Source organism: Phocaeicola massiliensis B84634 = Timone 84634 = DSM 17679 = JCM 13223, assembly GCF_000382445.1.
GTDB classification, from domain to species: Bacteria; Bacteroidota; Bacteroidia; order Bacteroidales; family Bacteroidaceae; genus Phocaeicola; species Phocaeicola massiliensis.
In genome coordinates, this window is the sequence record NZ_KB905475.1 from 222,869 (window position 1) to 249,360 (window position 26,492).

Here is a 26,492-nt window from a genome sequence, read left to right on the forward strand (position 1 = left end):
TTGGGGTTTATGAATGACAACTATTGAATTTCTTTTCTACTTTGCGATAAGTGGGCATGTCTACTTTCAGTTTCTCGCCCAGTTCAATCATATCGAACAGCATTCCCTGTATTTCCGATTCATGTCCTTTGGCAATGTCCTTTTGCATAGAGGCAGTGCTTTGGGGGTCTAGCTTATCAATGATTTTCAGGTTGTATTCTATCGGGTCTTCGGGGAATATGATGCCCATGCGACGTCCCATTTCGCTGCTTTCGCGAGACAGGCCGATGAAGGTGTCGCGTTCTTCGCCGGGATGCTGCAATGCGCCCATCGGGACATTGTGATAAGCTCCTGTGCATGCCATGGCGGAGATGAAAGACCATTTGATGAAGGTGTCGCGGTTGATGTCTTCCGAAATGTCTGCCTTGATGCCTGCATCTCTCAGTGCATTAGCAACGGCTTCCAGTCGTCCGGGAGCTATTTCTTGTTCGGGGCGTGCTCCGAAAACAAGGCGGAATATTTTGCCCATTTGCGTGATTTCGCCTGTGCCGGACACGAAACCGACAATGTATATGCAACCGTCGAGTACCGTTACACGTGGAACAAGTCGGCCGATGCGGGGGCCGGTTCCGTAAACATTCAATATGGGGATTACCAAGGTGTCTTGATGCGAGGCGCGTTCCAGAACATCCTGAATGGAGTTGATGGAATATCCTTTTACACAAACGAAAATGACATCTGCCTGTTCGTTATATTCTTCGGCTGTGCAGGCTTTTACGGGAAGATAATGTTCGCCTTTTAAATCCGACTTCAGGTGAAGTCCTTTTTCGCGGATGGCTTCCAGGTGTTTGCCACGGGCAATGCACGTTACGTCCTTTCCTGCTAAAGCAAGAAAACCGGCGATGCTACCTCCCACGCCGCCGGTTCCTATGATAAGAAATTTATTCATATTAATCGTTTGTTTTATACATTGAAGCGGAAGTGCATGATGTCGCCATCCTGTACCACATATTCCTTGCCTTCAATGCCCATCTTTCCGGCTTCCTTGACGGCCGCTTCCGAACCATATTGAATATAGTCTTCGTATTTGATGACTTCGGCACGGATAAAGCCTTTTTCAAAGTCGGTATGGATGACTCCGGCACATTGGGGAGCTTTCCAGCCTTTGCGGTAAGTCCATGCTTTTACTTCCATTTCTCCGGCTGTGATGAATGTTTCCAGATCCAACAGTTTGTAAGCTGCTTTAATCAAACGGTTGACACCCGATTCTTCCAAACCTGCTTCCTGAAGGAACATCTGACGGTCTTCGTATGTTTCCAGTTCTGCAATGTCGGCTTCTGTTTTGGCAGCTACCACTAGGATTTCCGCGTTCTCTTCTTTGACGGCCTCGCGCACCATTTCAACATATTTGTTACCGTTGACTGCGCTTGCTTCGTCCACATTGCACACATACATCACTGGCTTGGAAGTCAGCAGGAACAATTCTTTGGCAATTTTTTGTTCGTCTTTGCTTTCAAATTGTACGGTGCGGGCAGACTTGCCCTGCTCCAATGCTTCTTTGTATCTGACAAGCACTTCGTATGTTTGTTTAGCCGCCTTGTCACCTCCGGTCTGTGCCTGTTTCTGCACTTTTTGGATACGGCTTTCAATGGTTTCCAAATCTTTCAGCTGAAGTTCGGTATCGATGATTTCTTTATCGCGTACAGGGTCTACACTTCCGTCCACGTGAGTTACATTCTCATCGTCAAAGCAGCGGAGTACGTGTAAGATAGCGTCTGTCTCACGAATATTGGCTAAGAATTTGTTTCCTAACCCTTCGCCTTTGCTGGCGCCTTTCACCAGACCGGCAATATCCACAATTTCGACAGTGGTAGGAACGATGCGTCCCGGATGAACCAGCTCGGCAAGCTTGGTCAAACGTTCATCGGGAACAGTGATTACGCCGACATTTGGTTCGATTGTACAAAAAGGGAAGTTGGCTGCTTGAGCCTTTGCATTTGATAAGCAATTAAAAAGTGTCGACTTTCCTACGTTCGGAAGGCCGACAATGCCACATTGTAAAGCCATTATCTATCTGTTTTTTTGATTATTATCCATTAATTTGCCTGCAAAGATAACCATTCTTTTTTTATCGTGCTTCATATTAAAGATAGAATTGGCTTGGAGCTACGAAAAAAGGCAGTCATCGCGACTGCCTTTTTGTTTAAAATTTTATGAAAAGTGTTAGATTGTTAGTTAAATGAACATTTTATTTATCCATAGTTACGGTCATTTCAGGTACTAGTATATATTCTTTCTTCTTAGAATTCCATTTATAATATTCGGTAGTAATGCTCTTATTTCCGTGAATATAACGGATGCAGAGGTTATTTTCCCAACAGTTTTTGTTGCTGTTCCATTTTTGACTTTCATCTTCGGTACGTTGTTGGTTTGTATCGTACTTATAATTGTGCTTCATATAATTGGTCAGCATATTACCGTCCATCTTGAAAACAGTTTCCGAAATGATTACTCCGTTTACTTCTTCAGTGTTGTGAACCAGGTTGTCGCCCGGCTTTGCTGCGGAAATTGTAAGGCTGGCAATAAACAACATTACTACAGAGAGCATTCCTTTCAAAAAAATAATTTTCTTCATGATATCAGTATATTAGATTGTTACTTTCATATTGTTTTTAAAAGCGGTGCAAATGTACAAAAAGAAATTGAAATACCTAACAAACCTGCAATAAAAAGATGATATTTTTGCAATATGTCACTAAATAAACAAATATTAAGAATTAGATACTTTCAATATGTAACAGAATGTATTTAAAGAGAGAGAAAGGAGTTTATGTATTTATCTTGAATAACAGAGGAATAGTGGGTGAATGGCGGTTGTTTATCTTTGGACTGGCAGACCGGAGATTCTTTAGGGAAAGAGGATAAATAGATTTTTGAGTATACAATCAGAATAGGCAGATAAAGAAAGGAGACCAACTGCAGGTCTCCTTTAATATATTTATATATAGCGTGTTAGTGATTATATGTTCTTTTTAATGTGCTTCCAACCAATTGTTTCCCCAGCCACAGTCTGCTTTTAGAGGCACTTGCATCAGATAGGCTTTTTCCATTTCTTCCATTACGATTTGCTGTACTTTTTCCTTCTCTTCGGGCACAACACTGAAGTTTAATTCATCGTGCACCTGAAGTATCATTTTAGAGCGTATACTTTCAGATTGAAAGCGTTGGAATATTTTAACCATGGCTACTTTGATAATGTCGGCTGCACTTCCCTGAATGGGAGCATTTATGGCATTCCGTTCAGCATATCCGCGTACTACGGCATTGCGTGAATTGATGTCCGGCAGGAAGCGTTTACGGCCGAAAATAGTTTCGATGTAACCGTTGGCACGTGCGCGTTCGATGCTCTTGTCCATATATTCCTTGATCTGCGGATAGGTATCGAAATAGCCGTCTATCAGTTCTTTGGCTTCCTGACGGGGGACATTCATGCGTTCTGCCAATCCGAATACCGATATGCCATAGATAATACCGAAGTTGGCGGTTTTGGCCTTGCTGCGTTGCTCGCGTGTCACATCCTCGATGGCTATTTTATATACTTTGGCGGCTGTAGCGGCATGGATGTCGTCTCCTTCGCGGAAAGCTTCTATCATGTTTTTGTCACCGCTTAAGTGGGCCATGATGCGGAGCTCTATCTGAGAATAGTCGGCAGAGAAGAACTCGCATCCGTCTTCCGGGATAAATGCCTTGCGGATTTCTTTGCCGTCTTCGTTGCGGATAGGGATGTTTTGCAGGTTCGGATTGCTCGAACTGAGGCGTCCTGTGGCGGTCACGGTCTGGTTGAAGGACGTGTGTATCTTGCCCGTTGCCGGATTAATAAGAAGGGGTAGGGCATCGATATAAGTTCCGAGTAGTTTCTTCAGCCCTCGATGTTCAAGAATCTTGCCCACTATTTCATGCTTTCCGCGCAAGCTTTCCAATACTTCTTCGCTGGTCACGTATTGGCCGGTCTTTGTCTTTTTGGCTTTTTCTACGATGCGTAGCTTGTCAAACAAGACTTCCCCCACTTGTTTGGGCGATGCAATGTTGAACTCTGTCCCTGCCAATTGATGTACTTCTTCTTCTATTTGATTCATGCGGGCTGTGAAATGTTCCGAGGTTTGTTTCAGTGCTTCCGTGTCTACACGCACGCCATTTCTTTCCATATAGACGAGGACGGGGACTAGGGGCATCTCTATTTCGTAAAAGAGTTTTTCGGCTCCTTGCTCTTTCAGTTCCTTTTCCAGTGCATGCTTTAGCTTTAAGGTGACATCGGCATCCTCGCACGCGTACTTATATATAGCTTCGGGAGGGAGGTCGCGCATATTTTTCTGTCCTTTGCCTTTAGGTCCGATAAGTTCTTCTATATGAATCGTCTGGTAATGCAGGTAGATTTCGGCAAGGTAGTCCATGTTATGGCGCAGTTCGGGTTGCAGCACATAGTGTGCTACCATAGTGTCGAACAGCGGACCGCAAACCTCTACTCCGTAGTTGCCTAGCACCAGCATATCGTACTTGATATTTTGTCCCACTTTCAGTACTCCTGCTTTTTCAAATACCGGTCGGAACTCATTAACAATTTTTTGTGCTTCGTTTTGTTCGGCGGGAACGGGGACATAGAAAGCTTGGTTTTCGGTGTAGCTGAAACTCATTCCTACCAGTTTTGCGGTGATGGGATCGGTTCCTGTTGTTTCCGTGTCTAGACTGAAAGTTTCTTTTGTAAGCAACTTTTGTATTAATTCGGTTCTTTTTTCTTCTGTATCAATAAGTTGATAGTCGTATTTTGAATTTTCTAAACATGCGAGATTTGAATAATTTCCGTTTCCTGTATTCTCGTCTTCAAATTCTGCAAAGAGATTGCCTTGTGATGAAGCCTGTGAAGATGGTGAAGTGCTCGGTTGGTCAAATAGTGAAGGCTGGTCACCGAAAAGTGAGCCTTGTGCTTTGTCGTGTGACATTGAAGTCGCACCTGCCGAAGCCGTTTTCTTTTCACGATTAAAAACGCGGTCGATGAGCGTGCGGAATTCCATCTCTTCAAAAATCTTCCGAAGTTCCTCTTCGTCGGGTTCTTCGCGTTTCAGTTCATCCATGTTCAATGTAATGGGGACATCAATTTTAATAGTCGCCAAGAATTTGGAGAACTCAATCATTTTTCGATTAGTTTCCACTTTTGTTTTCAATGCCCCTTTCAACTCATCTGTGTGGGAGAGTAGGTTTTCGATGCTGCCATATTGGGCAATGAGCTTCTGTGCCGTTTTTTCGCCTACACCCGGACAACCGGGAATGTTGTCGGACGAGTCGCCCATCAGTCCCAACATATCAATGACCTGAGCAGGTGACTGAATGTCAAACTTTGCCTTTATCTGCTCGATACCCATCACCTCAAATTCCTTGTCACCATATTTGGGTCGGTACATAAATACATTGTCACTCACCAGTTGACCATAATCCTTGTCGGGAGTCATCATATAGGTAGTGATACCGCGCCGTCCGGCTTCGGTGGCAAGTGTACCGATTACATCATCGGCTTCATAGCCCGGCACTTCCAGAATGGGAATGCGGTAAGCGCGGATAATGTCTTTTATGATAGGTACGGACAAACGGATTGCTTCGGGCGTTTCTTCGCGCTGAGCCTTGTATTGTTCGTATGCCTCGTGGCGGAAAGTAGGTCCGGCAGGGTCGAATGCCACACCAATGTGCGTTGGGGTTTCTTTCTTCAATACGTCTTCCAGTGTATTGACAAAGCCGAGTACGGCTGAAGTGTTGAAACCCTTGGAGTTAATGCGCGGGCTTTTGATGAAAGCGTAGTATGCGCGATATATTAATGCGTATGCATCCAGCAGAAAAAGTTTGTCCATTCTTAAAAATCTTTAGTTTTTTCATGGTAAAAGTACAAAAAAATACCGTATTCCGCGTTTTATTACTACTTTTGTGCTCAAATTAACCTGTATGGACAAGTTACAGCAAATCAGATTGCCTATTGTTAAGGAGTTTGAAGAGTTCAAATCCTTGTTTGACGCTTCGCTTCAAAGTTCCAATCCTTTACTTAGTGAGGTATTGACCTATATTAAGCAGAGGAATGGCAAGATGATGCGTCCTATTCTGACGTTGCTGATGGCCAAATTATTCGGTGAAATCAATTATTCTGCACTTCATGCTGCTCTTTCATTGGAGTTGCTTCACACAGCAAGTCTGGTGCATGACGATGTGGTGGACGAAAGTGATAAACGCCGCGGACAGTCATCGGTAAATGCTATTTATAATAATAAGGTGTCTGTGTTGGTGGGAGACTATATGTTGGCTACCAGTCTGAAACATTCTGCCATGACAGGTTCTATCCGTATTGTCGATTTGGTGGCACGGCTTGGGCAGAATCTTGCCGAAGGTGAGATTATCCAATTGACTAATATCAATGCTTCTGAATTTTCTGAAGAAGTCTATTATGATGTGATTCGTAAGAAAACAGCCGCACTCTTTACAGCCAGTGCCGAAGCCGGGGCAGTAGCTGTCAACTCTTCCGATGAAATGGTGCAAAATGCGCGGTTATTCGGTGAGATGATTGGGATTGCTTTCCAGATTAAGGATGATATTTTCGATTATTACTCTTCCGGTGAGATAGGTAAGCCGACAGGCAATGATATGAGCGAAGGTAAGTTGACATTGCCGGCATTGCATGTGCTGAATACTTTGGGTGATGAGAAGATGTGCCAATTGGCGTTTCGCATTAAATCCTTGGATGCTACAGATGCAGAAATATCCCTCTTCATCGATTATGTGAAAAAGAATGGCGGTATAGAGTATGCCAGACAGGTGATGGTGGATTATCGTAATAAAGCATTGGATTTGCTTCCTTCTACTGCTGATACAACCATTAAAGATGCTTTGACTGCTTATATTGATTACGTGATAGAACGTGAGAAATAACTTCCTGTTTATCCTTTTATTGGTATAAAAACAATTCCATCGTCGTGGAATTGCTTCTCACAGCGATGGAATCGGTTGTAATAGTTGTATGGTGTAGTGATTAGAAGAATTTAGTTTCCTGACCAACAATTTCGGAGAGGAGCAGATTAGCCAGACGGCTTGTTCCTAAGCGGAATAATTCATTGGTTAACCATTCTTCGCCCAATATTTCTTTTACGATAGTGTAGTAAACCAATGCGTCGTGCACGGTATTGATGCCTCCGGCAGGTTTAAAGCCGACTTTTCTGCCGGTAACCATATAGTATTCTTTGATGGCTTCACACATCACATAGGCAGCTTCGGGGGTCGCGGCAGGATTTTCTTTACCGGTAGAAGTTTTGATGAAGTCTGCGCCCGAATACATCGATAAAATAGATGCTTTCTTAATGTTGGAAGCATTTCCGAGTGCTCCTGTTTCCAGAATTACTTTCAAGTGCTTGTCTCCGCAGACTGCTTTTAATTCTTCGATTTCATCGCACATTCCTTCATAGTCACCGGTCAGGAACTTGCCGACCGAGATGACAATGTCTATTTCGTCTGCACCGCTATGAATAGCCATGGCAGTTTCTGCCACTTTCACTTCAATGAATGTTTGTGAAGAGGGAAATCCCCCCGATACACAGGCAATATTTACGTTATCGGCTTCCAGTGTGTCGTTTACTATCTCTGCCATATTGGGGTAAACACAAATGGCGGCTACATTGCTCAAATCGGGATATTTGTCAACGAAATCGTTTACCTTTTCGGTAAATTTCATTACGCTTTCTTCCGAGTCGGTACATTTTAATGTGGTGAGATCAATGCAGTGGAAGAGGAATTTCTTAACTTCCGGTGTATTGTTTTCAGCCAAATGCTCTTCGATGAAATGGGTAACTTTTGCTTTTACATCTTCATCATTCAGATGGGTGTTGTATTTGGCAAGTGCTTCCATATACTTGTCGTGAGCATCCTCATGTTCGTGACCATGCTCGTGACTGTGGCTACAATCGTGGTTATGTTCCATAATTCTTTATAATTTGGGGTTGTTTTTATGTCTGTCTTTGTCTCGGTTTGTTTTCTTTTCGAGATTCCGATGAAAGGCTTCCGTCAGGTCTACACCTGTCTGGTTGGCGAGGCAGAGGAGTACCCAAAGCACATCGGCCATTTCGTCTGCAAGGTTGCATTTTTCGCCCTCCTTGAAGGATTGGTCACCATATTTACGTGCCATGATACGTGCCAGTTCACCCACTTCTTCAGTCAGTACGGCCATATTGGTCAGTTCGCTGAAGTAGCGCACGCCGTATGTTTTAATCCAGCGGTCTACTTCTTTCTGTGCTTCTTCCAGTGTCATATTATTCTTTGTTTTTTGAGTCCATACATATAGTAACAGGGCCGTTGTTCAGAAGTTCGACTTTCATGTCGGCTCCGAATTCTCCTGTGCCCACTTCGCGTCCAAGAGCGATACTGAGTTCATTACAGAAGTATTCATATAAGGGAATAGCTGTTTCCGGTCGTGCAGCACGGATGTAAGAGGGGCGATTGCCCTTCTTGTAGGAGGCGAATAATGTAAATTGACTGATAACCAATATATTACCTTCTGCTTCCAGAATGGACTTATTCATTACTCCATTTTCATCATCAAAAACTCTCAAGCCGATTACCTTTTTACATAGCCAGTCTGCATCTTCTTGATTATCAGCTTCTTCAATACCTACTAATATCATTAATCCTTTTTCTATGGCCGACTTGCAGACCCCGTCGATGGTGACGGATGCATGGCTTACTCGTTGTATAACTATTCTCATATTTTATTTTTTATCGTTTTTTGCAGATAGTATATATGCAAAGGTAGAAAAATCCCTTCTATTCTGTAAGGCTTTCTTTGATATTTTTAGCGGCAGCTTCGCCCACTACGGCGGCTATTTCTTCCAGTGTTGCTTTTTTTATGCGTGCCACACTCTTAAACGTTTTCAGAAGGGCGGCTTTGCGCTTCTCGCCGATTCCCGGAATACTGTCCAGGGCAGAGGCTACCTGACTCTTGCTTCGTTTGTCGCGATGGAAAGTGATGGCAAATCGGTGCACTTCGTCTTGTATATTCTCTAGAAGATGAAATAACGGTGTGCTTTGTTTAATGCCGATGGTAAGCGGAGGAAATCCGTAAAGCAGTTCCGAAGTGCGGTGTCTGCGGTCTTTGGCAAGTCCGGCAATGGGAATACGCAGATGAAGTTCGTCCTCGATAACTTCACGAACGACCTCCATTTGTCCTTTTCCACCATCGGTGATGATGAGGTCGGGCAGGGGAGAACCTTCTTCGATAAGGCGTGTGTAGCGGCGTCGGACAACTTCCTTCATGGAGGCATAATCATCGGGTCCTTCTACGGTTTTAATATTAAATTTGCGATAGTCTTGTTTGCTGGGCTTACCCATTTTGAATACCACGCAGGCGGCTACGGCATTCGAGCCTTGGATGTTGGAATTATCAAAACATTCGATGTGGGCGGGCATTTTCTCCATGTGGAGCTGGTCTTGTATTTCTTTCAGGATGCGTACTTTCTTTTGCTCGGGATTCAGCTTGTCCGCTTGTTTCAGGCGGTCTACTTTATATTGTTTTACATTCATGACGGATAGATCGAGCAAGTGTTTCTTCTCACCTCTTTGGGGAATGGTGAAAGTTACATTGTTCATCTCCATATCCACCTCGAAAGGAACGATAATTTCGCGTGAAGTACTATTGTATCGTTCTCTCATTTCTACGATTCCCAGTTGCAAAAGCTCTTCTTTGGTTTCGTTCAAACGCTTTTTATATTCGAATGTGAAGGCTTGGTTTATGCAGCCGTTGGTAATGTGGAGGTAATTGATGTAAGCCGAGTTTTCATCCATTTCAATGGAAAATACATCGACATTATGAATGATGGAATTGACAACCTCGCTTTTGGAACGATAGGTTTCTATGAGGTCATACTTTTCCTTTATCTTTTGCGCTTCCTCAAATTTCATTTCGGAAGCCAGGGCTTGCATCTCTTCCATGAGCAGGTCACTTACAATCTGTGTATCGCCTTTTAAAATCTCTTTGATTTCACGGATATCTTTCATATAGTCTTCGTGAGATTGGCGTCCTATGCACGGCCCTTTACAATTCTTTATATGATATTCCAGGCAGACATCAAACTTCCCGGCATTGATATTCTCCGGGGTAAGATTTAATTTGCAGGTACGGATAGGATAGAGCTTTTTAATCAAATCGAGTACGGCATACATCGATGGAACATGACTGTACGGGCCGTAATAGCCGGAGCCGTTACGTATAATTTTACGTGTCTTGAAGATGCGGGGAAAGTATTCGTTACTTACGCAGATAGAAGGGTAGGTTTTGTCATCCTTCAGCATAACGTTGTAACGCGGACGGTATTTCTTGATTAGGTTATTTTCGAGTAAGAGGGCATCCTCTTCCGTTTTTACTACGATATAACGGATGTCTGCAATCTTGCTGACCAATACTCGTGTCTTTCCATTGGGATGTTCTCTGTTGAAATAAGAAGAGACTCTGCGCTTTAAATTCTTGGCTTTTCCAACGTAGATAATTGTTCCCTCGGCGTTCAGATATTGATAAATGCCGGGGCTTTCGGGAAGGTTGAGAACAATTCCTCTCAGATATTCATTGGTGCTAATCTCTTCTTTTTTCTCCATATTGTTACAATGTTATTGTTTTGGGATAAAGACGGATTTCATACGTCTGCTCCAAAGGTTTATATACTATCTTTGGTTGTAGGGGTAATGTTTGGTTATTTGCAGATATTCGCGGATACATTATTCGGAATATGGGGTTGTGTCAAAACCTGGATAATACTGTCGTTTGGTTCGTAGGGGCGAGGTTCGCTCGCCCGAAAACAGTTTGCTTTGTGTCTTCGGGCAGGCAACCCCTGCCCCTACAGCTGACGATCGGATAGACCGGTTTGGTTTTGACACACCCCCAAAGGTACATTTTTCGACTGCAGGCGAAGTTTATAATTGCAGCAGTGTATCCACTGTGATATCGGCAGGAAATGCCTTTCTCCCGTTCAGTCCTTTTAATTCTATAATGAAATTGATATATGCTTTCTTGGCACCACATTTTTGTACCAAGCGGTGGGTGGCTGCCATTGTTCCGCCTGTAGCCAATAAATCGTCGTGCAGCAAAACAACATCCTCTTCACTGATGGCATCCTTGTGTATTTGGATGGTATCGGTGCCGTATTCTTTGGCGTATGTTTCCTCCAGAACTTCTGCAGGGAGCTTGCCGGGCTTGCGTGCCATTACAAAACCTGCACCTAAACGTGCTGCCAAAGCACCGCCCATGATGAATCCTCGTGATTCGATACCCACCACTTTGGTGATGCCTTTATCCTTGTACATCTCATATAATGTGTCCAACATTTCCTGCATGCACTCGGCACTCTTGAACAGTGTAGTGACATCATAGAATAAAATACCCGGGATAGGAAAATCAGGTATTTCTCTTAAATTAGCTAATAGCGTTTCTTTGCTCATAACCAGCGTTTTATTGTTTAATAATTAAATAACTTGTTTCACGTGAAACATTGCCTTTTTATCTTCCGAGAAGCACCAGCAGAACATTGATATCGCTGGGCGAAACTCCCGGGATGCGGCTGGCTTGCGCCAATGTTTCAGGGTCTATCTTTATTAATTTCTGACGGGCCTCGGTAGAAAGCGAGTTCAGCGAATTATAATCAAACTTGCCTTTTATGCGGATAGCTTCCAGGCGGTGAATCTTGTCGGCAATCATTCGCTCACGGTCGATATATCCCTGATACTTGATAAGAACTTCGGCTGCTTCGATTATCTCTTCTTTGCGGTCGGTTATATTATTCAGCATTTCTTTGAACGAGGGGATATGCTCGGCAATACTTTCTATTGTTATTTGCGGGCGGTTTATCAAGTCTATTAATTTGCATCCGTGAGTGAGGCGGGCGGTTCCCAAATGTTCCAAAGCGTCATTGATGAGTGCTGCTTTGATGGAGAACTTCCTGGTAAAATCAATGATGGAGTTTACCGCTTCACGTTTACTGCACAGATGCTCATAGCGGTCTTGTTTGACAAGTCCCAGTTTATATGCCCGTTCGGTCAGACGCATATCGGCATCATCCTGGCGGAGCAGGATGCGATATTCGGCGCGTGAGGTAAACATACGATAGGGTTCGTCGACACCTTTTGTCACGAGGTCGTCAATCAATACACCGATATAAGCTTCGTCTCGTGCCAAGGTGAATGGTTCTCCACCGTGGCAGTTGATGTGTGCATTGATGCCGGCAATGATACCTTGTCCTCCGGCTTCTTCGTAACCGGTCGTTCCGTTCACTTGTCCGGCAAAGAACAAGTTCTTGATTACTTTCGATTCCAACGTGTGTTGCAGTTGGGTAGGGTCGAAGTAATCATATTCGATGGCATAACCGGGGCGATAAACAACCAGGTCTTTGAAAGCCGGTACCTTCTTCAAGGCCGCAAGTTGGATATCCATTGGCAGAGAAGAAGAGAAGCCATTGAGGTAAAGTTCTTGCGTTGTCTCGCCTTCGGGTTCCAAGAAAAGCTGATGCTGTTCTTTATCCGGGAAGGTTACGATTTTTGTTTCTATACTGGGGCAATAGCGAGGCCCGATACTCTGAATTTGTCCGTTGAAAAGGGGAGAGTCGGGGAGTCCTTCACGCAAAATCTTGTGTACTTCTTCATTTGTAAAGCAAGTCCAGCATTGCAGTTGTTTCAGCTTGCGCGGTTCGCTCATGAAAGAGAAACGGTGAAAGTCATTTTCTCCGTCTTGTGTTTCCATCAGTTCATAGTGTACACTGCGACCGTCAATACGAACAGGAGTACCGGTCTTCATTCGTCCTGCAATGATTCCGTGACGAGTGATAGACTCGGTCAAATGGTAAGAAGCAGGTTCGGCGATTCGTCCTCCCGCCAGCTTTTTGCGGCCGATATGCATCAGCCCGTTCAGGAAAGTTCCTGCGGTCAGCACGATACATTTTGCATGGAATGTAACTCCCCAGCAAGTGACCAGTCCGGTTACTTCACCATTTTCGACTATCAACTCCTCTACTGTATCTTGCCAGATATGCAGATTGGGTGTGTTCTCTAATATTTCACGCCATGCCCAGATAAATTTACCGCGGTCGCACTGCGCACGCGGACTCCACATGGCAGGTCCTTTTGAGCGGTTGAGCATGCGGAACTGGATAGCAGTGCGGTCGGTTACAATTCCCATGTATCCTCCCAGCGCATCTATCTCTCTTACGATTTGTCCTTTTGCGATGCCTCCCACAGCCGGGTTGCAACTCATTTGCCCAATCTTATTCATATCCATCGTGATAAGGCAAGTCTTTGAACCCAGATTCGCTGCGGCAGCGGCTGCTTCGCAACCGGCATGTCCGGCACCAATTACAATTACGTCGTACTTAAAATCCATTGATTTATTTCTTTTTACCGTGGCAAAATTACTAAAAAGTTGTCAGAAAGTAGGTTGAGGGATTGTTAGAAAATGATAGAGAGAGGAAAAAGGATGATAAAAAAGAGAATCGAGGGATTATTTTGTCAGGAATCGAGTGTTTTCTTATTGAAGTTCTCTGTTTGGGGCGATGTATTTCGGGGCACATTGTTTTCTTGGGGATTCGACATTTCATACTCACCGACCAAGGGAAGGATAAGCCGTTTTTTAGGGTCAGTCAAAGCCTTTTAAACGGAAGATTATTACAGTCCATTGCAGCAGACTATACAGTCCACTGTGGAAGTCTGTAGTAATCCGACTTACAGACAGGCATAACCGAAAGGATGGAAATGCATAGTCCGGCTAATGAAACGACTTAGGTGGTTCAAAACGTATGCAGAGTTTGAAAATCGGAGAAGACAGCATCCGGTGACAGGGAGTGCTTGATATATTAATGGAAGAAGCGGTTCAGATACTCAGCATTTCCAATGCCTTGTTTTCTGCTGCTTCCATTATTTCGCGTTCTCCGGGACCCTTGTCATTGATGCCGCAGAGATGCAGGATACCATGTATAATGACGCGGTGAAGCTCCCGCTCATACGGTTGGTTGAATTGCTCTGCATTCGTACGGACAGTATCCAGACTGATGAATAAATCGCCCGAAAGACGGTTGCCGGCACAATAGTCGAAAGTAATGATATCCGTATAATAATCATGTTGTAAATATTGGCGGTTTACTTCCAGAATCTTTTCATCCGAGCAGAAGATATAAGCTATTTCACCGACTCTTTTTCCATAGTCGGCAGCAACCTTTTTTATCCATTCTGTAGTTTCCCTTTTCTTGATGGCAGGCATTTCAATGCCTTCTGTCTGATAACTAATCATACTTTTCTCATTTTTAAAGACGGGCAAAGATAGATAAAGTATTCTGATAATCCTCTTTTATCCAAAGAAAAGGTAGCAAATAAAGATAGCCGCAATCACTCCTGCCAGGTCTGCCAACAGTCCGCAAGGCACCGCATGGCGGGTTTTTACGATACCTACACTGCCAAAGTAGACAGCGAGGATATAAAAGGTAGTATCAGTAGAGCCTTGAAAGATACACGCCAGACGCCCGACGAAGGAGTCCGGACCGTAAGTCGTCATGGCATCTACCATAAGTCCTCTGGCTCCGCTTCCGCTTAACGGTTTCATTAAGGCAGTAGGCAGTCCGCCCACAAAATCGCTGTTGATGCCGCATAGTTTGACTGCACCTTCGATGCCGTCAATCAGATAATCCATCGCACCGGAAGCACGGAAAACACCAATTGCAACCAAGATTGCAACCAGATAGGGGATGATGCGTACAGCGGTACTGAATCCTTCTTTTGCTCCTTCTACGAAAGCATCATATACGTTGATTTTCTTTTTCATTCCTGCTATGATGAAACCGATAATTATCAAGAATAAGAAGACGTTGGCAGTGGTGGTGGAATAAATATCAATCTGTGTTCGGGAAAGAGTATTGAAGAAATAGATGATACCTGCTACCAAAAGGCTTATTCCTCCCAGAAATAACAAGATAGTGCGGTTAAGCAAGTTTATTTTCTGGTAAATGCTGACAGTGATAATTCCGGCAAGCGTTGAGAAGAAAGTGGCAAGAAGAATGGGTACAAAAATATCAGTCGGTTGAGCTGCTCCCAGTTGGGCACGATATACCATGATGCTGATTGGAATGAGTGTCAGCCCGGAGGTATTTAAGACCAGAAACATAATCATCGGATTAGTGGCTGTGTCTTTCTTTGGGTTTAGTTCCTGTAAGCCTTCCATCGCTTTCAAACCTAACGGTGTGGCAGCATTGTCCAATCCCAGCATATTTGCCGCCAGATTCATAAAAATGCTCCCGGTCACCGGATGCCCTTTGGGAATCTCCGGAAAAAGTTTGCAAAACAGAGGGCTCAACAATTTAGAGAACAAAGCAATGACTCCCCCTTTCTCGCCTATCTTCATAATTCCGAGCCAGAGTGAAAGCACGCCGGTCAATCCCAATGAAATCTCGAATGCAGTTTTGGAAGAACTGAAGGTTGAATTGATAATCTCGGGGAAGACCTGGGTATCTCCTAGAAAAACAAGTCTTACCAATGCAACTGCAAAGGCGATTAGGAAGAAGGCAATCCAAATATAATTGAGCACCATAACTGTTGAGTGTTTTTGTTTGCGAGCAAAAGTACAAATAAATCCTCTAATTCGGATAAGGATGCATGATGGAAATTTTTAAGCGATTCTCGTTGATTGGCGGGATGAACATTTGATAGAATTATCACTTGTTTCCGTCTTTTTTGATTGGATAATTCCATTTGAGTATGACTTAATGTGTGTTTTCCTTTTAGTTTTTATGGAAAAAAGGAAGGAAAAGAAATAGAAAAGAACTTTTTATTCTAGAAAGAAGAAGCCCGGTTCGTCGTTTTTCGAGTTTCGGAGAATAACTCCTGCGGTTGTAGAGACGGTAAAATAGTGCTTTTTGCCATATACTCTTTATTGTTGGCATAGATAAAGAGCACACTGCCTCCCTTAATTGTATTAATGATCGGTTTGGTAAGTGCCTGCGGCAATGCCGGACATCCGAAACTTCTTCCTAATCTCCCGCCCCTGCATACGGAAGGATTGGCATAAGCAGCACCATGTACTACAATGGCACGCTCGCGTGCGCGGTCGTTAATTCCTTTTTCCAGTCCATCCAATAATAATGAATAACCGTTCTTTCCCCGGTAAGTGCTTCCGGTGAGATAGAAACCGAGTGAGCTCTTATATGAGCCGACCGCATTGGAGAAAGAAGTGGCATAGTTTTCCCCACTGTTTTTGCCGTGTGCGACTACCGATGAGTAAAGTAGCTTTCTTTCTTTCATATCGAAAACAAACAGACGTTTTTCGGTCGATGGTTTGGTGAAGTCGATAAGAGTTAATACGGGCTTCTTTTTCTGTTCTATTTTGTTGTAACCTTGCACAGCTTGTCGGAATGCCGGAAAGTTTACAATTCCTCCCAAATTCATTTCTTCAAATAAAACTTCGCCATCCGTTAGTTCGTTTTCAGGAATGACCATATCTGTCATCTCCTCGGAGACAGACGTCCGAGTAGATACGTTACTGAATGGGAAAAGAAATAGGAATAGAAATAAAAAAGCTTTGTACATAGGTGAAAACTAAATAATGGGTGCAAAGTTACGCACATTTCTATTCCAAAACAAATATAATTGTCTCATTAACAGGTGCCCAGTCAAAAATAAACTTGGCATGTGATGTTGCGTTGCGCACGCACATGTGCGAACGGGGTGTCGTTCCTAACGTATAGCTATATTCGATAATACCTTTTGCCGGTGCATTGGTGGGCACACCATGAATATAGCCACCATTGTTGAAGCGGTTGGCATAAGGAGCAAATCCTCCGGTTGCGGTGGAACCGTCTTTGAGGAAAATCATTTTTGGCTTCTTTTCTTGCAAGACAAACATACCCAATGGTGTGGGCTGTGCATAAGGCGGCCGCCGTTGCCCTGTCGTTGCCGGATTCATGCTGCGTACCAACCATTCCCCCTCTTTCTTTCGTTCCAGAGTCGTGATATTCTGGTTATGGCGGTCTACAAAGATAGCTTTATCAAAAACGACAGTATCGGGAATGAGTTTCACATATTTGGTAGGTGCATACCATTCTCCTCCTATATATACAGGTGTGACTTTCGTAAACTTTCCTTTTGTACCCAGATGGCGCGTCAGCAACCCATCCAGTCCATAACGTACCGGAGTGAGCGTATCATTGAGCTCATATAACGGTACTCCCTGATATCGTTCCACCCCTAAAGTATCAGCCACACGTTTATAAGCATCCCGCTTAAAATTCTTGACCAGCGGAGCTTCTCCATTCCGGTTCTTATAATTCTGAAGGATACACCATTGTGATGGTTTCTGCCGGATATTTTCCAACAAAGCTAACCTCTCTTTTATCTTTTCCCATTGAAAGCAGCGTGTTGTATCCTTATAAGGGTAGATATCTTTTAAAGTATGCTTGTCATAAAGCAGCTCTTTTTCTATTTTTATATCTTCGGCAGCCAGTTCTTTCACCATAATTTCGGCAGGAGTTTCGGCAATGGAATCCCGGGCTTCGAAGATGGCGGATTGTTGCGCGTCGTTTTCCGCTTTCGAGTTGCAGGAACAGAGTACGCAGAACCCTGTCAGCCAATATATGAATCCTATCCTTTTCATAACAGATATGGGGTTTGTAGAGTTCGTTTACAAATATAATTCTTTATAAGGAATAACCATGCGTTTTTGTTTAAATCTTGTATCTTTGTAGCATAACTTTGTCATTTATATCATGAAGAAATTACCTTTTCTTTGGGGAATTATTATCATATTACTGTCTGTTGCCGGATGTCGTCCGTCCAATCACCGTGCTTTACTGCAACGCGCCGATTCATTGATGACGAATTATCCTGATAGTGTCCTGTCTCTGCTTGCGCAACAGCAAGAACATTTGGCCGACTTCTCGGAAGAAGAACTGATGAGTTATGTATGGATAAAAGCGATGGTCCATAGCGCGAGAAATATATCGATGACAGAAGATTCTTTATTGCCTAAAGCGGTGGATTACTTCCGCAAACATGGCGACCGAGAGAAAGTGATGAAAGGTTATATTCTGAAGGCGAACTATCTGAAATGGATAGACCGGTTGGATGATGCCATTGCAGAGCTGGATAGCGGAGTGGCACAGGCAAAGCAAGCCAATGACTCCGTCAATGTCCGCGACCTGCTTTATTATAAGGCGAATATTGTTTACGAGCTTCGCAGAGATTACCGTGAGGTGGCCAGCCATGTGAAAGAGGCCTTGGCTTATTCCCCTGACACTACTTCCCCTGCTTTGGCAGGAATGTTCTATTTTCTCGCCATTAATCTTGGGCTGGTTGGCGATGACTCTTGCACTTATTATTATGAGAAGAGCATTGCGATGGCTGAAGCCAATAAAGATACAGCATATTTATGCCATTATATGCGGAACTATGCTTCTAACCTGATGCGTTCCGAGAAGGTGGAGAAATCAAATGCACTAATCCGCCGTGTTTGGGAGTTGATGCCGGTATATCGTGAAAAGATGGCTGTCACCCATGCAATCCTGGTTGAGAACTTTCTTTATTTGCGGCAACTTGATTCGGCTGCATATTATCTGGATATGGCGTGGCAAGCTGAAGCGAAAGCAGAGCAGCAGTCCGGTGTGAACATCAGTACACGCCTTTTGCTCTATGAATTACAGAATGTGGTGGACTACGCTATGGAAGGTAGTATCTCGACGATTAGAACCGGACGGTTTGGCGATTCCCTTATCTTGGCAGATTGGAACAAGCAGAGCACCATACAGCAACAGATGGATACAAAAATTAAGCTCGAACGTCAGAATTATACATTGATAATCGACCGTCAGCGTACACAACTGTTACTGGTCACTTTCTTATTTATCTTTGCGGTGGGTGGTTTGTGTGTTTTCTTTTATATTCGCAATCGACACCTGCGTTTGGCGGAAGCCGAAGACCGCATCGAAACACTTACCCGGCTATTGGAAGACGCGAATAAAGCGAGTGAGTCAGAGCATGACAGCGCCTTCTTTAAAAAGATACTGTTGAAGCAACTGGGTATTATCCGTTTGGTGGCGACTGCTCCCACTTCGCAGAATCAGGACTTGCTGCGCCGCATATCGGGGATTACCAACAAAGAAGTCCCTGTCGAGGCTCTTTTGGTGTGGGCCGATCTTTATCCGGTTATCGATACTATTTATAACGGATTTTATTCCCGGATGGAGACGCTTTACGGATACTTGCTTTCCGAGAAAGAAAAGCAGGTATGCTGTTTGTTGTGCGCCGACTTCTCGACAAAAGAAATCGGGGTGGTGACACAACAGAGCGTGGCCAGCGTGTATGTTCGCAAAACAGCAATCAGAAAGAAGTTGGGAATGGATGAGAAAGGAGATATTGTGGAATATATAAATAATACGCAGGCAACATAATACGGATTTAGTCTCCATTAAGATTCGCTTCGCCCTGTTTAAGACTTTTATAAATCAAACTATTTGATAATCAGTGAAATAATACTCTCTGATTAAGACTTTTTATTTCCTGATTTAGTGTGTTTAAGCCCCTTCTTGCTGTTACCTTTGTGCTAAACAAAACGAATTACAGAATGAAAACTTTATTACGAAAAAGACTTGTTTCCCTATTTGTCCTTTTATGTTGTACATGGGGAACAATCACGGCACAAACTTATCGATTATCAGGATGTGTGAAAGATGAGACGGGAACTCCTGTCGAAGTGGCCAACGTCATATTGCTTCACTCCACTGACAGTATGTATCAGGATGGAATGATTACCGATACGAATGGTTGCTTCCAGTTGCAAGAACCCAAAGGGAACTATTTACTGCGTGTTACCCTGTTGGGCTATCAGGATTTGTCGTTGCCTCTTACCCTATCCAAAGATACTGATTTAGGCAGTTTGGTATTGAAAAACTCGTCCATAGCGATGAGTGAGGTGACTGTGACAGCCGCCAAGCCCGTTATCAGGCGTGAGATAGACCGTGTGGTCTTTGATGCGGGAAACTCTATTGCCAGCGTAGGCGGTAATGCATTGGATCTCCTTCACGATGTACCCGGCTTGCGCGTGTCTCAAAGCGGAGTCGACATCATAGGAAAAGGAGGAATCAAGATTTATATCAACGACCGTGAGACCAAACTCTCCGGTGAGGAACTCATTAATTTTCTTCGCTCCTACAGTGCTTCTCAAATTAGCAAGGTAGAAGTGATTACCACTCCTCCTGCCCGCTATGATGCCGAAGGCAATGCCGGTATCCTTAACATCCGCCTCAAGGAACGTGTCAAAGACCATATCGGAGGCAACGCTTTCGGCTCTTATCTGTATGGTGAGAAATATAACTATGGGTATGGCGGCCTGAGCCTACAGTTCAATCGTCAACGCGTAACCGCTTACCTGAACGGTAGCGGAGCTTACGGTAAAACCGGCTATGTGGAGCGTAACGGGCGTTTCTATACCGACCAGACATGGCGCAGCCGTTCCGAAAGCGATTATTCTCTTTCTTCCTTTTATGTAGACGGAGGGATAGATATCGATATGGGCAGACAATGGAATATAGGTACCCAACTTACCTATATCAACAGTGCTCCCAATAATGTAACGGACAACCGTACCGAAGTGCACGACATTCAGGAACTTCGTACCGATTCATTTATGCTCGGCCGTGATGATAAGGACTATTCACAGAATCGTGTGAATGTAAACTTCCATGTCGATAAGTCATGGGGAGATAAAGGACACAAGATGATATGGGATGTCGATTATCTGAAAGACAAGTCCAATACATTCTTCGATTTTGATTCTGAAAGCCACCTGCCGACAGGAGAAATAATCCCCGGCTCGGAGTTTAATTATGATAAGAATCAGCGCCGTACGGTAGATGTAATCTCTTCTGCACTCGATTTCATCCTTCCCGGTGACAGTTACAGCTTTACGACAGGTGCGAAAGCATCTTTTACCGACACGCGTAACCGTCTGAACTATGACAACTCCAATGTGTCTTTCACTCAAAATGACTTTTTCCGGTATAAAGAACAAATCTATGCCCTTTATGCCGACTATAGCCATAACTTTGGCTCCCATTTCTCAATGAAAGCCGGTCTACGTCTGGAGCACACTCGGACAACAGGCATTTCCGAGTCCCAGCAGACAACGGACAAGCATGACTATACCCGCTTGTTCCCTACTTTCTATCTGATGTATAAGCCGAATGAAGATAATGTGTTGAATATGAATATATCCAGCCGCATTTCGCGTCCGGCACAGAATATGGTGAATCCTTTCCTTACTTACGAAAACAAATATAGCGAGCATCGTGGAAAGGAAGACCTGAAACCCAGTTATCGCTATAATGCAGAGCTCTCTTATACCCTGAAGAATAACTTGAATTTCTCTATATTCTATTCGTATGCCACTGATGTATTCTCGCAGCGGCTGATGCTGAATGAGGAAACGCATGTCCTTTCCTCATTGTGGGACAACTATATGAAAAACCGTTCTTTCGGTATTACCAACTCTTATACGTTCCGTTTGGGGTGGTTGCAGACGTTTGCCCAGCACACGTTAAAGTATAACAGGACCACTTCCAGCGCGCCCGAAACCCATCCTAAAAATTCCGGTTGGGATTATAACATCAATATCCGTAACACATTCTATCTGAATACAGCCAAAACGTTGGTTGCCAGTCTTTCCGGTTACTATTCCGGACCGAGTCATGACCAGGTGAGTCATCGGGAAGGTTCCTATGGAGCCAGTGGAGGTATCCGTTATAGTATGTTGGGCAACAAACTGAATCTGAGCCTGAATGTAAGTGATTTTTTGGTGAAGAATATGCAGGGGACCAGCTACTCCAACGGACTCTATGCGAAGTTCAACAATACCTTTACCTATACGAGCTTCCGTATCGGGGTAAGCTATAACTTCGGTGCCGATATCAAGCGTAAAAAACATAATTTGAGTAACACGGATATTCAAAACCGCCTGTAGTCGGGGGCGGATTTTTCCCCTTGTATGCCTTTGTTTTTGTCACAAAGGTGGAGAACAACTTTTCTTTTTTTCTATGGCAGGTCAGTTTGCCAATCATGCTGTAAATAAGAACGGTTAAGTGGAAATGAGATTTATTTCCCTTAACCGTTCTTCCGATGAAATGGGGGATTTTAGGCAGGTCGAAGAAATATAATTCTAGAAAATGAGATTCTTTTTTTTAGCGGGATTGATACAGATATGCATGTTCGGCAAGTATGGCAGAATATCCTATTTTATAAAATACCTTATGTCCTCATCGTTTTATCTTCCTAATTGCAAAGGAATAAAAAAACAGACAACTTATCTTTGTCGGATGCTGTTAAGTCAAAAAAATAATTTAAAGATTAGATTACGATGATTACAATTAACCTAAAGAACAGGTGTTCAAGTAAAAAGTCTCTGGCACTCTTTATGCAAACGAACATTACTCATTTGAAAGAGTTGGAACAAACTCGCACAGGTGAAACCTATGCGACTGCGTTTAATAGTTTTATGAGATTTACGAATGGCGAGGATGTGTCGCTAAGTGAAATGGACTCAGACATGATGGTGGCTTATGAAACCTATTTAAAGGTGAATGGGGTAAGTATGAATACTATTTCTTTCTATATGCGCATACTTCGGGCTGTATACAACCGTGCCGTGGAGCAAGGAATTACTTTGCAACGCTATCCTTTTAAGCACGTCTATACAGGAGTGTGTAAAACTATCAAGCGCGCTCTTCCCCTCAGTGTGATAAAGCAGATAAGATTGTTGGAATTGCCTCCAAATTCTACCTTGGATTATGTGCGTGATATGTTTTTGTTTAGTTTCTATACCCGCGGAATGTCTTTTGTAGATATGGCCTATTTGCATAAAGAAGATTTGTCGGAGGGTATTTTATCGTATAAAAGGAAGAAAACGGGGCAGTTACTCCATATCAGGTGGGAGAGATGCATGGAAAATATTGTGAAGAAATATTCTTGGAATCACACTGTTTATCTGCTCCCCATTCTTAAGGACAACGGTGTGGATGAAAGAAGGCAGTATAAAAATGCCATCACTCTCATGAATCGCAGGTTGAAGGATATAGGCAGGATGGTGGGACTAACCCATCCGTTGACAATGCACTGCGCGCGCCATTCATGGGCCAGTGTGGCAAAACATAAACGTATTCCTTTGTCTGTCATCAGCGAAAGCATGGGACATGATTCCGAAGGAACGACCATGATTTATTTGTCATCGTTGGATACGGCTGTAATCGATGAAGCCAACAAGCAAGTATTGAAAGAACTTTTCTAAAAAAGTTTGTATCTTAAAAGGATACCGTATTAGGTACAAAAAACTTCAAATCCGTCAGCTGATACGGAAATCCTTTGCCGAGCCGGGGTATGGCTGACAGGTTTGAGGGAAACATACGGATATTTTGCAGGTTATTCAACTCACAGAAAATATTTATCTGGCAGAACTTGCCGATACTTGTCAGGAAAGAAAGCCGCGGCATCGTTGGTATCTCATATGAATCACCCCTTAGTGTCAACCTCTAATCAATGCCTTTGATGTAATTCAATATGTGCTGTATGAAATCAAGTACTTTGAATGGATGTTGAGAAGCTGCTGTTTCGGATGTTAATGCTATGTAATCAATTCCTTCTAAACACGAATTAGTAATATCAATAATTTCTGCACGAAGAGGTATTTGGCTCCATTTTAAAGAGTCCAAAGTTCCTGTTCCAATAGATATTTTGCAACCTGCTTTTTGTGCTTTCTGTATGATTTCTTTTTGTATGATTCCTATTTTTTCAATACCCAATGAGAGCCCCAGATCTCCACGTCCAACAAATATTGTGTCCGACTGTGCTAATATACTTTCAATATTAGATACTGCCGTGCCGGTTTCTATTTTGGGAATGACAGAAGCCGCGTGAGGAAAGACCTTCTTAGCCCAAACAAGATTGTCTCCGCTTTCAATAAAAGATAAAATAAGACTGATTGGGAAACGATGCAGGACTGAGTTTACTTCTGCGATTTCTTTTTCATCAATAAGAAATTTAAAAAACTCTTTTCCTTTGATGCCGATTGCAACATGATTGCCAAGTCTGCCACCGGAAAGGGAGCGTAATGTTACTGTATTCTGATGAACCCCTTCGACTACAGCTTCAATTTCGCCATCACCAAAATATACAATATCATTTAAATTAACTTCTTCAAAAAAACGCTTATGCGGTAATATGGCATTTACTCCATCTTTTGCTTGGTCTGAAATTGAAAATAGGGAACCATTGTCCAACTCCATACCATTTGTCTCAGTTAAATGAAGCCGTGGCTTTGTATTTCCTATGTCAAGTAGAATTTGAGATAGTGGATAATTTAGCCTGCTCAATTCTTCAAGCACTTCATAAATCCATGTATACGGACATCGTCCGGTATTCATTCTTATACCTGCAATATTATATTCCAATAATTTTTTGAGACCTTCTTTTGAAAAGCCCCGTTTATCGATGGTTACCCATAATTGTGGTGTTTTCATAAGCCTAATTCTTTTTTAATTATACTCAGACGGTCATTGACACTGTTGTTAACCACTTCGAAGTTTCTTATCAAATCCGGGCTATCCGGTGATGGAATTTCAATAACCCTATATCTGTGACGTTTGTATAATGCGACAATTTTCTTGTCTTGTTCAATCCTTTCATCGTCAGTAAAAACCCTTGTTTTACTATCACCTTCCAATGGTTTAATTTCGATACCTAAAATAGGATGAACAATAAAAATAGGATCATCGTATCTATTTTCATTTATAAATGAAAAGTACTTCTCAGGCAACATCTCTTTGCAGTTATTTCTCTCAGCCATTATTTCCAAATAGAAAATTCCTCTGTCATAGAAAGTGATTAAATCAGGTTTGGCAGCTTCATAATATTTTATGGCACGGTCTGTTGCACATTCAAAAAACAACTTCCAGTCATCAGGTGGTTGGATGCTTTTGTTTGCGCTTTTTCTTCTCATATCTTCTATAGAAGCATTTATTAAATTTCCAAACACAGTGTACCCTGATTTATTTATGCCTTTAAATTCTCTATTATATATATCTCTTTGTGATGTTCCACTAAGCAGAGTGGTTTTACCTCCTCCCGGCGAACCATCCAAAACAATGCGTTTGGGTTTTCCCCATCCTCGTGTATTTCCCCAAATCTGAGCTTTTTCCCATAATTGTTCAAATTCGCTATAAAAGATGTTTTGCCATTCGCTGTGTTCTTTAACCATTAATAGCGGCCTTTTTTCAGGTTCATAATTTGTCAAAAAATAGGGTCTGACATTTATTATCTTTTTGCCATCCTTCTTTTTAAAATATTCAATGCCGAAAGGAGGGAAATTATTCAGAACACGGATTTCCACTCTGTTTCTGCCTTTATCATATTCTTTGATTTCTTGAAGCCACTGATATGACACCGGCACATTTTTCCTATCAACTATAGGTCTTAACTGTCCATAATCGATAGCCGGTGAGTGTTGATTCACAATAAGAAATTTGCACACACAGCCATTGTCTATCGCATGACATACGGCAGACTTATGAGAGCCTAAAAAGTTAACCCCTGTTCTTGCCATAAAAAAGAACTCTTCGGCATTCTTCAAATTGTCTGATATATCAGCTTCTAAGGGACGTTTCTTTTGCGAAAAAAAGATAATAGGATTATCTTCTAAGATATTCACTTTATTTGTAGCATCAGCGAAGCCATTAGATTGAGGAGACGGTTTGCTTTCAGTGAAAAAATCGGCCAGTTTAAATATATTTCCTTTTGCAATAATTGAGGCGCACTCTTTTTTTGATGCTATTTTCTTCCAAAAGTTCTCACGTAATTTGGATTTATCGGCAACTCTATCAATCAAGTTGAATAAATCATCTAAAGCGCACGACTTATGATTGGTTAAATCGACAAAGTCTTGCAAATCCTGTATGTCTTTGTGTGTTTCTCTATTAACAAAAGATATTAATTTGGTAAACGCTAATGCACCTGCCGATGGTATATAAATCTTTTTATACTTTACTCTTTTGTTTTCAAATGCTATGGAGTATTCTTTTACTAATAAATCCCAATCGATATCTGCATATGGTTCTCTTTCTTTTATTTTGGGACCAAAAGAAATGATTAAGCCATTTTTCTTGTTCTTTATATGGTAATCAGGACGATATTCATCCATATTCTCATCAAAAATATCCCATTCGTTTGTAGGATATAATTCACGAATAATCGTGTTTCTGACTGCATCAGAGCAAACAAGATCTATGTCTTTAGACTCTCTGGCCGGATAGAAGTATTTTACAGCCAAACCTCCGATTAGAAGGTGTTTTTCATTTAAAATATCATCAATTCTACCCAATTCTTTTTTAGCTTCCGCACTTTCAATATAAACCATATCTTCAAGATTATATATTATTCTT

20 protein-coding genes are annotated in these 26,492 nt (G+C 42.7%); 4 read left to right on the forward strand and 16 right to left on the reverse strand.

Features of this window, described 5'->3' with window-relative positions; genetic code table 11:
* Positions 1-7: 7 nt before the first annotated feature.
* The 4 genes from HMPREF1534_RS00800 to polA form a co-directional block, all read right to left on the reverse strand.
* Positions 8-928, reverse strand: coding sequence for a ketopantoate reductase family protein (locus tag HMPREF1534_RS00800; RefSeq protein ID WP_005945254.1), 921 nt, complete (start codon positions 926-928; stop codon positions 8-10).
* A gap of 14 nt (positions 929-942) precedes the next feature.
* Positions 943-2,046: a redox-regulated ATPase YchF gene (gene ychF / locus HMPREF1534_RS00795; protein ID WP_005945256.1), complete on the reverse strand. Its 1,104-nt coding sequence runs from the start codon at positions 2,044-2,046 to the stop codon at positions 943-945.
* 181 nt (positions 2,047-2,227) lie between these two features.
* Complete coding sequence (locus tag HMPREF1534_RS00790; protein ID WP_005945258.1) at positions 2,228-2,614, reverse strand: DUF3836 domain-containing protein; 387 nt, start codon at positions 2,612-2,614, stop codon at positions 2,228-2,230.
* 397 nt (positions 2,615-3,011) lie between these two features.
* The gene (gene polA, locus HMPREF1534_RS00785) at positions 3,012-5,876 is read right to left on the reverse strand and encodes a DNA polymerase I (protein ID WP_005945261.1); all 2,865 of its coding nucleotides are present in this window, start codon (positions 5,874-5,876) and stop codon (positions 3,012-3,014) included.
* Positions 5,877-5,967: 91 nt separating this feature from the next.
* On the opposite strand from polA, the gene HMPREF1534_RS00780 reads away from it, so the two are divergent.
* Positions 5,968-6,942 (forward strand): polyprenyl synthetase family protein, encoded by a 975-nt coding sequence (locus tag HMPREF1534_RS00780; protein WP_005945264.1) that lies wholly within the window; start codon positions 5,968-5,970, stop codon positions 6,940-6,942.
* A 100-nt stretch (positions 6,943-7,042) separates the two neighbouring features.
* On the opposite strand, the gene deoC is transcribed toward HMPREF1534_RS00780, so the two are convergent.
* From deoC to HMPREF1534_RS00730, 10 genes are all read right to left on the reverse strand, one after another.
* Positions 7,043-7,984, reverse strand: a complete 942-nt coding sequence (gene deoC, locus HMPREF1534_RS00775) for a deoxyribose-phosphate aldolase (protein WP_005945267.1) — start codon at positions 7,982-7,984, stop codon at positions 7,043-7,045.
* A gap of 6 nt (positions 7,985-7,990) precedes the next feature.
* Positions 7,991-8,311: a nucleotide pyrophosphohydrolase gene (locus tag HMPREF1534_RS00770; RefSeq protein ID WP_005945269.1), complete on the reverse strand. Its 321-nt coding sequence runs from the start codon at positions 8,309-8,311 to the stop codon at positions 7,991-7,993.
* A gap of 1 nt (position 8,312) precedes the next feature.
* A complete protein-coding gene (gene dtd, locus HMPREF1534_RS00765) occupies positions 8,313-8,765 on the reverse strand; it encodes a D-aminoacyl-tRNA deacylase (RefSeq protein WP_005945272.1) in 453 nt (150 codons plus the stop codon).
* A 58-nt stretch (positions 8,766-8,823) separates the two neighbouring features.
* Positions 8,824-10,647 carry an excinuclease ABC subunit UvrC gene (gene uvrC / locus HMPREF1534_RS00760; RefSeq protein WP_005945275.1) on the reverse strand — a complete coding sequence of 608 codons (1,824 nt, stop codon included), beginning with the start codon at positions 10,645-10,647 and terminating at the stop codon, positions 8,824-8,826.
* 315 nt (positions 10,648-10,962) lie between these two features.
* Positions 10,963-11,487 carry an adenine phosphoribosyltransferase gene (locus HMPREF1534_RS00755; RefSeq protein WP_005945278.1) on the reverse strand — a complete coding sequence of 175 codons (525 nt, stop codon included), beginning with the start codon at positions 11,485-11,487 and terminating at the stop codon, positions 10,963-10,965.
* 58 nt (positions 11,488-11,545) lie between these two features.
* The gene (mnmG, locus tag HMPREF1534_RS00750) at positions 11,546-13,417 is read right to left on the reverse strand and encodes a tRNA uridine-5-carboxymethylaminomethyl(34) synthesis enzyme MnmG (protein ID WP_005945282.1); all 1,872 of its coding nucleotides are present in this window, start codon (positions 13,415-13,417) and stop codon (positions 11,546-11,548) included.
* 486 nt (positions 13,418-13,903) lie between these two features.
* Entirely contained in the window at positions 13,904-14,320 is a 417-nt protein-coding gene (gene ybeY / locus HMPREF1534_RS00745) for an rRNA maturation RNase YbeY (RefSeq protein WP_005945285.1), read from the reverse strand.
* Positions 14,321-14,377: 57 nt separating this feature from the next.
* Positions 14,378-15,610: a nucleoside recognition domain-containing protein gene (locus HMPREF1534_RS00740; protein WP_005945288.1), complete on the reverse strand. Its 1,233-nt coding sequence runs from the start codon at positions 15,608-15,610 to the stop codon at positions 14,378-14,380.
* 242 nt (positions 15,611-15,852) lie between these two features.
* Complete coding sequence (locus HMPREF1534_RS00735; RefSeq protein ID WP_005945293.1) at positions 15,853-16,605, reverse strand: murein L,D-transpeptidase catalytic domain family protein; 753 nt, start codon at positions 16,603-16,605, stop codon at positions 15,853-15,855.
* A 40-nt stretch (positions 16,606-16,645) separates the two neighbouring features.
* Positions 16,646-17,668: a L,D-transpeptidase gene (locus HMPREF1534_RS00730; RefSeq protein ID WP_005945296.1), complete on the reverse strand. Its 1,023-nt coding sequence runs from the start codon at positions 17,666-17,668 to the stop codon at positions 16,646-16,648.
* A 112-nt stretch (positions 17,669-17,780) separates the two neighbouring features.
* On the opposite strand from HMPREF1534_RS00730, the gene HMPREF1534_RS00725 reads away from it, so the two are divergent.
* From HMPREF1534_RS00725 to HMPREF1534_RS00715, 3 genes are all read left to right on the forward strand, one after another.
* Positions 17,781-19,460 carry a helix-turn-helix transcriptional regulator gene (locus tag HMPREF1534_RS00725; RefSeq protein ID WP_005945299.1) on the forward strand — a complete coding sequence of 560 codons (1,680 nt, stop codon included), beginning with the start codon at positions 17,781-17,783 and terminating at the stop codon, positions 19,458-19,460.
* A 173-nt stretch (positions 19,461-19,633) separates the two neighbouring features.
* Positions 19,634-22,027: a TonB-dependent receptor domain-containing protein gene (locus HMPREF1534_RS00720; RefSeq protein WP_005945303.1), complete on the forward strand. Its 2,394-nt coding sequence runs from the start codon at positions 19,634-19,636 to the stop codon at positions 22,025-22,027.
* A 393-nt stretch (positions 22,028-22,420) separates the two neighbouring features.
* Positions 22,421-23,347: a tyrosine-type recombinase/integrase gene (locus tag HMPREF1534_RS00715; RefSeq protein WP_005945306.1), complete on the forward strand. Its 927-nt coding sequence runs from the start codon at positions 22,421-22,423 to the stop codon at positions 23,345-23,347.
* A gap of 241 nt (positions 23,348-23,588) precedes the next feature.
* Here HMPREF1534_RS00715 and HMPREF1534_RS00710 read toward each other — a convergent pair whose 3' ends face one another.
* Complete coding sequence (locus tag HMPREF1534_RS00710) at positions 23,589-24,575, reverse strand: pyruvate kinase (RefSeq protein WP_005945309.1); 987 nt, start codon at positions 24,573-24,575, stop codon at positions 23,589-23,591.
* The gene (locus HMPREF1534_RS00705) at positions 24,572-26,467 is read right to left on the reverse strand and encodes an AAA family ATPase (protein ID WP_005945311.1); all 1,896 of its coding nucleotides are present in this window, start codon (positions 26,465-26,467) and stop codon (positions 24,572-24,574) included. Before HMPREF1534_RS00705 ends, HMPREF1534_RS00710 begins: the two co-directional genes overlap by 4 nt.
* Positions 26,468-26,492 lie beyond the last annotated feature (25 nt).

Excerpts from the sequence above, each read along its gene's own strand:
- HMPREF1534_RS00755 (WP_005945278.1), bottom strand. The coding sequence starts at position 11,487 with ATGAGCAAAGAAACGCTATTAGCTAATTTAAGAGAAATACCTGATTTT.
- uvrC (WP_005945275.1), bottom strand. The coding sequence starts at position 10,647 with ATGGAGAAAAAAGAAGAGATTAGCACCAATGAATATCTGAGAGGAATT.
- HMPREF1534_RS00780 (WP_005945264.1), top strand. The coding sequence starts at position 5,968 with ATGGACAAGTTACAGCAAATCAGATTGCCTATTGTTAAGGAGTTTGAA.
- HMPREF1534_RS00710 (WP_005945309.1), bottom strand. The coding sequence starts at position 24,575 with ATGAAAACACCACAATTATGGGTAACCATCGATAAACGGGGCTTTTCA.
- HMPREF1534_RS00740 (WP_005945288.1), bottom strand. The coding sequence starts at position 15,610 with ATGGTGCTCAATTATATTTGGATTGCCTTCTTCCTAATCGCCTTTGCA.
- mnmG (WP_005945282.1), bottom strand. The coding sequence starts at position 13,417 with ATGGATTTTAAGTACGACGTAATTGTAATTGGTGCCGGACATGCCGGT.
- deoC (WP_005945267.1), bottom strand. The coding sequence starts at position 7,984 with ATGGAACATAACCACGATTGTAGCCACAGTCACGAGCATGGTCACGAA.
- HMPREF1534_RS00790 (WP_005945258.1), bottom strand. The coding sequence starts at position 2,614 with ATGAAGAAAATTATTTTTTTGAAAGGAATGCTCTCTGTAGTAATGTTG.
- HMPREF1534_RS00715 (WP_005945306.1), top strand. The coding sequence starts at position 22,421 with ATGATTACAATTAACCTAAAGAACAGGTGTTCAAGTAAAAAGTCTCTG.
- HMPREF1534_RS00770 (WP_005945269.1), bottom strand. The coding sequence starts at position 8,311 with ATGACACTGGAAGAAGCACAGAAAGAAGTAGACCGCTGGATTAAAACA.
- ybeY (WP_005945285.1), bottom strand. The coding sequence starts at position 14,320 with ATGATTAGTTATCAGACAGAAGGCATTGAAATGCCTGCCATCAAGAAA.
- HMPREF1534_RS00720 (WP_005945303.1), top strand. The coding sequence starts at position 19,634 with ATGAAAACTTTATTACGAAAAAGACTTGTTTCCCTATTTGTCCTTTTA.
- dtd (WP_005945272.1), bottom strand. The coding sequence starts at position 8,765 with ATGAGAATAGTTATACAACGAGTAAGCCATGCATCCGTCACCATCGAC.
- polA (WP_005945261.1), bottom strand. The coding sequence starts at position 5,876 with ATGGACAAACTTTTTCTGCTGGATGCATACGCATTAATATATCGCGCA.
- HMPREF1534_RS00735 (WP_005945293.1), bottom strand. The coding sequence starts at position 16,605 with ATGTACAAAGCTTTTTTATTTCTATTCCTATTTCTTTTCCCATTCAGT.
- HMPREF1534_RS00730 (WP_005945296.1), bottom strand. The coding sequence starts at position 17,668 with ATGAAAAGGATAGGATTCATATATTGGCTGACAGGGTTCTGCGTACTC.
- ychF (WP_005945256.1), bottom strand. The coding sequence starts at position 2,046 with ATGGCTTTACAATGTGGCATTGTCGGCCTTCCGAACGTAGGAAAGTCG.
- HMPREF1534_RS00800 (WP_005945254.1), bottom strand. The coding sequence starts at position 928 with ATGAATAAATTTCTTATCATAGGAACCGGCGGCGTGGGAGGTAGCATC.
- HMPREF1534_RS00725 (WP_005945299.1), top strand. The coding sequence starts at position 17,781 with ATGAAGAAATTACCTTTTCTTTGGGGAATTATTATCATATTACTGTCT.
- HMPREF1534_RS00705 (WP_005945311.1), bottom strand. The coding sequence starts at position 26,467 with ATGGTTTATATTGAAAGTGCGGAAGCTAAAAAAGAATTGGGTAGAATT.